Raw genomic sequence first — 7724 nt, 5'->3', positions numbered from 1 at the left:
GGCCGCAGGACATCGCCGACATTGAGTCTATACGAAGGGAATGCACTGGTCTCGATGAAGCGTACATCAAGAACAACTTGCCCCATTAAGAGAATAGTTTCGTTGATGCTCAACCTTCATAACCTATCAGCACGGTGGTCGGTGAAAAATCAAAAGCATCTCTCACGGAGTTCACAAAGCTCACGGAGATAGATCAGGGGACTTGCTCTGCGCGCTCCGCGGGCTCCGTGAGAACCATTCCTCTCCCTATCACCAAGTTCACAGAATTAATACCCAATAACTTTTTATGCGGTGTTATCCGTCATGCCCCGAGCGATGCCACATCGATGACAGAGCCACCGATATGCGGGACGACGAGCGCAGCATCGGTAACCGTGATTATTATCTGACCTCGGCCCGTTAGAGATTCGAGCACACGCGCGCGGCGTTCTTTGTCAAGCTCCAGGAGCGCATCATCTATAAGGAGCATCGGCGGCTCTTTCACTGCGTCGCGTATCACCGAATGCCGGGCTATGTTCATGATGACGGCGCACAGGCGTTTCTCCCCGGTGGATGCCGCATGACGCGCCTCGCGCTCGCCGATGTATATCCGGTATTCGCCGCGCTGGGGACCGATGAGCGTCGTCTTCATGCGCTTCTCGCGTTCTGAAGCGTCCGAGAGGTGTTTCTTCATCTCATCAGCGGACACGGGGCTGCCGCTCCCGTCCTCGTAGACAATGCGGTATGCATTGTCATGCGAGAACATCTCGCGATAATATGCGTTCATCGAATCGGCGAGCAGTGCGGCAAAGTGTCTGTTCTTTTCGATAATGCCGTATCCGATGGAAGCAAGACCGTCGTCATAGAGCGCGCTGTCGGCGCTTTGCACGCGCAGGCACACATTCCTGTTCTTGAGCACGCGATGATAGTCGACCGCGGCGGCGAGATACGATGCATCCGCGTTCGCCGCGCACATGCTCATGAAATCACGGCGCAGTCTCGGTTCGCCGTCGACAAGGGCGGTATCACCCGGGAGAAAAAGCACGGCGGGGAATTTGCCGATGAGCTCCTTGCGCGCATGAAGCTCCTTGCCGTTCACCGCCACACGCTTGACCCTGGCATGATAGGATATCTCAACGGTATCGTTCAATCCTGAAGCGCCGGAGAGCGATCCGCGCACAAAGTAATGAGTGTCGGGAATTTTTGCGAGGATATTATCCGTCGAGGCGCGGAACGACCGCCCGTTCGACAGGAGCGCTATCGCTTCGAGTATATTCGTTTTTCCCGCGCCGTTCACGCCGGCGAGCACCGTCGTCCCTTCCGGGAACGAAAGCTCTGCCAAAGCGAAGCTCCGGAAATTCTTCAGCGTAAGACGGGTTATCTTCACAGGCAAGCCCTATCGGGACGCAATACCGAGGACGATGTCCGCGCTATGCCTCATCCTCGGACTTCATCGGCATGACGATGTAGAAATAATCGTTGCGCTCTATCTCTTTGACCATGGCCGGCGTCGTATCGTCGTTGAACCGCACGGTCGCGATATCGGCGTCGATCTGACGGGTGATGTCCTGTATGTACGTATAATTGAACGCTATCGATTTCTGATCGCCGTGATAGTTTATCTCTATCTCTTCGCTCGATTCGCCGAGCTCCTGATTGACGCCGCGCACTTTCAGATTATTCTCGCTCATCTCCATGATGAGCTTCTTCGAGCGCACATCGGCTATCATCGGCGTAACGCGGCGCACCGCGTCGGTAAGATCGTTCTTGTTCACGCGGAACGAAAAGGCGAAATCGCGCGGTATGACCTGCCGGTAGTTCGGGTACTTGCCCTCGATGAGCGTGCTCACGAACTGGAAGTTGCCGAGCTTGAAGCTCACCTGCTGGGCGCCGACGGTAAGTTCCACGTTCTCCACATCTCCCGCCGCGGCAATCGCCGTGACCTCGGAAAGCACCTTGGGCTCGACGATGATGCCGAACGCACCCTTGGGGATGTTCTCGAAGCTGCGCTCAAGGAACGCGAGGCGTTTTCCGTCGGTGGCTATCGTACGCACCGCATCGCCGTCCTTCTCGAAGAATATGCCGCGAAGCACGGGCTTGAACGTATCGCGCGCCACGAACGGCAGCGTCTTGTTCACCATCGTGATGAATTCTTTCGCGGGGATGACGACCGGCTTCATGCTGTCGGCGATATCGGGGAATGTCGGGAAATCATCCGGCTTGATGCCGATTATCGTGTGATGGATGCGCCCGTTCTCAGACTCGATGTTTATCTTCGTGCTTTTATCAATATCGAACGTAAGGAAGCCCTCGGGCATTTCCTTGATGATGCTCACGATCTTCTTCGCGAACACGCCGACCGTGCCCTTGCCGGACGCATCGCTTATCTCCATGACGGCCTTCACCCATACGCTGTTGTCGGTGGCCATGAGCGTAAGCGTCGTCCCGTCAAGATCGAACACGACATTGCTTTCAATGTTATAGACGATCTTGCCTTCTACGACGTCTTCGGTGACTGAAATGACCTTCAGTATATCTTTCTTGAGGCATTTGAATTTCATAAACCCGTCCTCAGCTTAAGTGGCAATCATGGTATCATAGCCGATGTGATATTGCAAGCGGCAGAGCCCGTTTTTCAGCCGAAAAAAGACGATTCATTTGCTTTTTCCATTCATATGCGATACATTTACCGAAGGAAAGATGTATGATCGCAAGGAGCAACGCATGGATACGCAAACCCCTGAAACAAAAAAAAGCAGCTCGCGTCGATCCGACGGAATAAAAACGCCGGTCATTTTCTGCTCCCTCTTCACCGTGATCGCCCTGATCGGGTGCATTGTCGGCCTCGTCCTGAAAATGCCCGTCATTGTCATTGCCGGACTCTTACCGACGGCTGTCTATGAGGTGATACGCACTGCCGGTGTTTCCACAAAAGCGGCATCGGTAACGCTGCTCGTTGTACTTATCCTCGATATGATATTCGTTCTGTTCGGTGTATCGATAAATCTTTCGAAGCTGCTCGGAACGGCAAAGACCACGATCAGCGGCTATGCCATACTGCTCGGCGACATCCGTGTCGTCGCAGCGGGGCTTATGGCGGTACTGTCCGTTATCCTTGTACTGCGCACTCAGGGCATATACACCAAATGGCTTGCGGGCATTATTTTCATCACGTCATTCCTTGTCATCTATATGATAAACCCCGCCGATTTCCAGAAGATGCTCGCGCTTGCTATCGAACAGATAAAAAGCCGCGTCCGGCTCTAGTCCCGGGCATGAAGACACTGATAGTTCTCTATTTCTTTATCTCGAGCAGCGGCTGACGATACGTTTCGCCTATCGGCAGCGCGACACGTTTTCCCGTCGCAGTCGAATGATACATCGCCAGCACTATTTCATTCGCGATAGACACATCCGCTATCTCGAAGCGGGGCCGGCGATCTTCAAGTATCGCCTCGATAAAGTCGAGGAATTGCAGGTCATGGAACGAGCCGTATTCGGCTTTGCCCGGTGTTTTTGCGAAGAGGGCCGCCTCCTCCTTTTCCGCTTCATCCAGCGCGCGGCGAAAACCGCTGTCCGGCGTTTCGAGCTTGTTCACTTTGTGGCTTGCCGCAGAATCATAGGCGATAGAGCCTTTCTCCCCATTGATATGGACATCCGCGCCCCATTTGTTGCCGGGAACGTTCTCCGCGTGGAATTTCAGCTTCACCCCGCCCGGATATTCGAACACGCCGTCGGCATAGTCCTCCACCTCTATCGTATCCATGCGTCGGCGTTCAACGCGGGCATCGACAGCGACGGGCCTTCCAAAAAAAAGCGAGAGCGAATCGATGGTATGTATCGCCTGATTTATCAGCATGCCGCCGCCCTCGAATTTCCACTTGCCGCGCCAGGCATCCGAACCATAATACTCGCGCGTCCGCGTGCACTCGAAGTCCACAGAGCCGCTGGTTATTTTTCCGATGGCGCCGTCGGCAATACGCTTCTGTATCGCGCGGGTTATCGGCGAGAAGCGGTGCTGGAACACGCCGGTTATCACAAGGTCGCGCCGTGCCTTGGAGATATCTATCATCGTATAGAGATTCTCCGGCGTCGTGGTGAGCGGCTTCTCGCAGATGACATGCTTCCCGGCAGCTATCGCATCGAAGTACATCTGCGCATGCTCGAAATGCGGCGTACCGATGGAAACGGCATGCACGTTCTTGTCGTCGAGTACGCGGCGATAATCGCATTCCGCATTACCGCCGTACTCCTTCGCGAGCGCTTCGGCGCGGGGGCGATCGGTGTCCACGCAGGCGACGAGCTTCGACTTCCCGCTTTTCGCCGCCGCCCATGCATGCACCTTGCCGATGATGCCGGAGCCTATCACTGCGATATTGACCATATTCATGCTCATTCCTTGTGCTCGCGATGATGATAAAGTATGCCGCCCGCCCCGAACGGCAAATGGACGAAATCGTGAAAAGCATGGACTAACGCGGCATAGCCGCAACCAAAAATACTGGAGCAATGATTTTCACAGCCCGCAGGAGGCGGGTTAGAAAAGCACACAGGATGTTGTGCCGCGTAGCGGTCGGCGGCAAATGCGCCTCCATGCGCGCCGCCCTCCAGCACATCCGTGTGCCACGGCCGACGCGCAAGCACGCAGGAGGCGTGCGGCTTTGGGCCATCCATGGCCGCCGCCAGCTCTGCGCCATCCTTGGCGCACGCGTGCGGAAGCAGTTGTATGAATTGATTGTTGTTGCATAAAAAGCAGCAAAATGGGAAGTAAGACACCATCGCGTTCATTCCAAGCTCCGCATCAATTGAACAGCCATCTCGTCGGCGAAGAGAAAGCCTTCGTCCGTCAATCGTATTCGTACGCCGTCGAATGTCAAGTACCGGGCATTGACCGATAGGACCGTGCGCGCGCGCGCCTCTATCGCCTCGCCGAATTTATCGCGATACGATAGAACGTTCAGCCCATCGCTCGTACGCAATGATAAAAAGATGAATTCTTCTTTTATCATATCCGCCGTCAGCAGCTCTTCCTCTGCGGCCGTTTCCTCGCCCGCCTCAAGGCATGCCACATACGCGTTCACATCGGCGCAATTCGTATAGCGCCTGCCGCCGTAATGACCGGAAGCCGACGCCCCGAGCCCGATATACTCACCGAGCGCCCAATAATTATCATTATGCCGCGATCGATAACCCTTCCGCGCAAAATTAGCGATTTCATAACGTTCGTATCCGTTCGCCGACAGGAGCGCAGCCGCCTCACGATAGCAGTGCGCATTCTTCTCGTCGTCAGGGAGGACCGATGACCATTCGCGCGACAATGTCTCTTTGCCCGAAAGGTCCAGGAAGTACATCGACAGGTGTTCCGGATGCGCAAGCGCGATGAGGCGTTCCATGCCCGCTTTCGTATCCGCACATGATTCGCCGGGGAGCCCGAGAATGATATCCGCTGAGAGATTCTTCACACCGAAAGCACGCGCATCGAGAAGCGCCCGTTCGCAATCGGCAATACGAGCACGGCGGCCGATGACGGAAAGCGTATCATCATTAACGGACTGCACGCCCATGCTGATGCGAAGCGCAGGGAGCGACATGAGCGCATCATACCACGCACGGGAGAACGATTCGGGATTCGCCTCCACCGTCGATTCTGCGATATGCGACAGATCGAGCGTATCGGACAGGCGCGAGAGGAAGTCCTTCATGATATCGGGCGGCACTATCGACGGGGAGCCGCCGCCGATGTAGAGCGTGGTGAGAGGGAGCGCCGCTTTCTTTCCATGCGCTGCCGTTTCGGCTATGACGGCGTTGAGGTATCGCTCGATGGCGTCCGCGGGGGCGCCTGCAACGGAGTAGAACGAACAATACCGGCATTTCTGTGCGCAGAACGGGATATGAACATAGAGCCCCGGCATTTATGGATAGCAATGAAATAACGGCGACAAGGCAGATGTTCTCATCGATCTGAAATCAGCAGTATGACTATATGCACGCAACATCAACCCTCCACTGAACCTCAGATTAAGAAAAGATCAACCACAGAGAAACGCGAGTGAGAGCACAGAGAAAAAAAGGTCGTGGAATGCAGCAAACAGGCGGACTTGTTTCGCCTTGTTTTTATCCGTATTCTCTGATCTCCCTCAGTGACCTCTGTGGTCGTCTTTTCTTTCATGAGGGATCGTGTCATTGCATGACCTTATTCCACGAAATCCTTGAGCGATTTGGAACGCGACGGCTGACGCATCTTGCGAAGCGCCTTCTTCTCTATCTGCCGTATGCGCTCTTTCGTGAGCGAGAACGTCTCGCCGATCTCCTTGAGCGTCTTCGGCGTTTCGCCGTTGAGGCCGTAGCGCGAGCGTATCACCTTCGCCTCGGTCTCGGTAAGCCCCTTCATCGCGTCCATGAGCGCGACATGCAGGTCGTTCTCGATGAGGTCATGCTCGGGCGGCTTGATGTTCTTATCTTCGATGATATCGAGGAGATTGCCCTCGACATCCGCATTGCTGAACTGCTCCTCGAGGGAAACGTGGTCCTTCGATATGTTCATGAGATAGTGAACTTCATCCTTCTCGATGTTCACTTCTTTGGCTATCTCTTCGACAGTGGGCTCATGCCCGAAACGGAGCGAAAGCTCCTTGGCCTTTTTCTCGATCTCAATGAGATTGTTCGCACGATTGAGCGGGAGCCGAATGAGCCGCGACTTCTCGCTTATCGCCTTGAGTATCGCCTGCTTTATCCACCAGACCGCGTACGAAATGAAATGATATCCCTTCTCCGGATCGAAGCGGTCGGCGGCGACGACAAGACCGATATTGCCCTCGCTGATGAGATCCTCGAGGAGAATGCCCGAGTTCTGATATTTCTTCGCGATGGACACGACGAAACGAAGGTTCGCCTTGATGAGCTTGGCCCGCGCGACCATATTGCCCGCCTTCACGAGCTTGACGAGCTCCACTTCCTCTTCGCGGGTGATAAGGCGTTCTTTCTTCGCATCCCCGATGTACAGCGAGATGTTGTTCTCGGTATTCCCTATGCGTACACGTTTCTTTTTGGGCTTTTTCTTGACGACGGGCTTTACAACTTTGACTTTCGGTGTTTTGACCGGGGGAAGCGCTTTCCCGTCCTTGCCCGGAAGTGCTTTTACTGCGGGCATTTCCTGTTTCGCATCTTTCGGCAGTACCGGATCCTTTTGCGCAACCGTTGCGGGTTTCGCCGCTGGAGGCGCGGAAGGCTTCGCCGGTGTAGATACTGTTATAGAAGGTTTCGATACCGGGGCGGGAGATCTTACCTGTGCGGATAGAGGCTGCTTGGCGGCCGGTATCGGAGTTTTTGCTGCTGCCGCAGGCTTAACAGCTGCATCAGGCTTTGCTGTCGCTGCCGAGACCGGCATAGCCGTCTTGACCGGCACAGCCGTCTTAGCTGATCTTTCTGACTTCGATTCTTTCGACTGTACGGGAGCGCCTTGCGGCTTTTCCGGATGTACAGTAGCGCTCATGCAATATCTCCTCCGCGCGATACGTTCATGCGGACGCGGGACACTGTCCCGCTTTGAAATGTGGGCCCGCAGGGACTTGAACCCCGGACCTAGTGATTATGAGTCACCCGCTCTAACCGACTGAGCTACGGGCCCTGAGCATTTGTGCCGGGGCATTATAGTGCATGGAAAAATATTGTCAAACGCCTTTCTCAGCGCGTGTGTGACTTTCTATTGTGGTAACGCAGCGAAATAATTGCAAATGGCTATGGTT

At 54.8% G+C, this 7724-nt stretch carries 7 protein-coding genes and 1 tRNA gene; 1 reads left to right on the top strand and 7 read right to left on the bottom strand.

Annotated elements, in window-relative coordinates; all coding sequences use genetic code 11:
* Window positions 1-301 precede the first annotated feature (301 nt).
* Together recF and dnaN are read right to left on the bottom strand one after the other, a co-directional pair.
* The gene (gene recF / locus AABZ39_07940) at window positions 302-1366 is read right to left on the bottom strand and encodes a DNA replication and repair protein RecF (GenBank protein ID MEK6794690.1); all 1065 of its coding nucleotides are present in this window, start codon (window positions 1364-1366) and stop codon (window positions 302-304) included.
* A 43-nt stretch (window positions 1367-1409) separates the two neighbouring features.
* Window positions 1410-2540: a DNA polymerase III subunit beta gene (dnaN, locus tag AABZ39_07935; protein ID MEK6794689.1), complete on the bottom strand. Its 1131-nt coding sequence runs from the start codon at window positions 2538-2540 to the stop codon at window positions 1410-1412.
* A gap of 163 nt (window positions 2541-2703) precedes the next feature.
* Between dnaN and AABZ39_07930 the strand changes: the two genes are divergently transcribed.
* Entirely contained in the window at window positions 2704-3246 is a 543-nt protein-coding gene (locus AABZ39_07930; GenBank protein MEK6794688.1) for a hypothetical protein, read from the top strand.
* 28 nt (window positions 3247-3274) lie between these two features.
* Here the strand turns inward: AABZ39_07930 and AABZ39_07925 are convergent, their stop codons facing one another.
* From AABZ39_07925 to AABZ39_07905, 5 genes are all read right to left on the bottom strand, one after another.
* The gene (locus tag AABZ39_07925; GenBank protein MEK6794687.1) at window positions 3275-4369 is read right to left on the bottom strand and encodes a Gfo/Idh/MocA family oxidoreductase; all 1095 of its coding nucleotides are present in this window, start codon (window positions 4367-4369) and stop codon (window positions 3275-3277) included.
* 2 nt (window positions 4370-4371) lie between these two features.
* Window positions 4372-4767 (bottom strand): hypothetical protein, encoded by a 396-nt coding sequence (locus AABZ39_07920; GenBank protein MEK6794686.1) that lies wholly within the window; start codon window positions 4765-4767, stop codon window positions 4372-4374.
* A complete protein-coding gene (hemW, locus tag AABZ39_07915) occupies window positions 4764-5891 on the bottom strand; it encodes a radical SAM family heme chaperone HemW (GenBank protein ID MEK6794685.1) in 1128 nt (375 codons plus the stop codon). Before hemW ends, AABZ39_07920 begins: the two co-directional genes overlap by 4 nt.
* A 281-nt stretch (window positions 5892-6172) precedes the next feature.
* The gene (locus tag AABZ39_07910; protein MEK6794684.1) at window positions 6173-7471 is read right to left on the bottom strand and encodes an RNA polymerase sigma factor RpoD/SigA; all 1299 of its coding nucleotides are present in this window, start codon (window positions 7469-7471) and stop codon (window positions 6173-6175) included.
* Between the two features lie 61 nt (window positions 7472-7532).
* A tRNA-Ile gene (locus AABZ39_07905) sits at window positions 7533-7606 on the bottom strand.
* Window positions 7607-7724 lie beyond the last annotated feature (118 nt).

The sequence above is a fragment of the Spirochaetota bacterium genome (assembly GCA_038043445.1).
Lineage (GTDB): Bacteria > Spirochaetota > Brachyspiria > Brachyspirales > JACRPF01 > JBBTBY01.
Note: the sequence above shows the minus strand (reverse complement) of the source record. Positions and strands in the feature narration are given on the sequence as shown.

Coding starts and splice junctions, on each gene's coding strand:
- dnaN (MEK6794689.1), bottom strand. CDS start 2,540: ATGAAATTCAAATGCCTCAAGAAAGATATACTGAAGGTCATTTCAGTC.
- AABZ39_07930 (MEK6794688.1), top strand. CDS start 2,704: ATGGATACGCAAACCCCTGAAACAAAAAAAAGCAGCTCGCGTCGATCC.
- AABZ39_07925 (MEK6794687.1), bottom strand. CDS start 4,369: ATGAATATGGTCAATATCGCAGTGATAGGCTCCGGCATCATCGGCAAG.
- AABZ39_07920 (MEK6794686.1), bottom strand. CDS start 4,767: ATGAACGCGATGGTGTCTTACTTCCCATTTTGCTGCTTTTTATGCAAC.
- hemW (MEK6794685.1), bottom strand. CDS start 5,891: ATGCCGGGGCTCTATGTTCATATCCCGTTCTGCGCACAGAAATGCCGG.
- AABZ39_07910 (MEK6794684.1), bottom strand. CDS start 7,471: ATGAGCGCTACTGTACATCCGGAAAAGCCGCAAGGCGCTCCCGTACAG.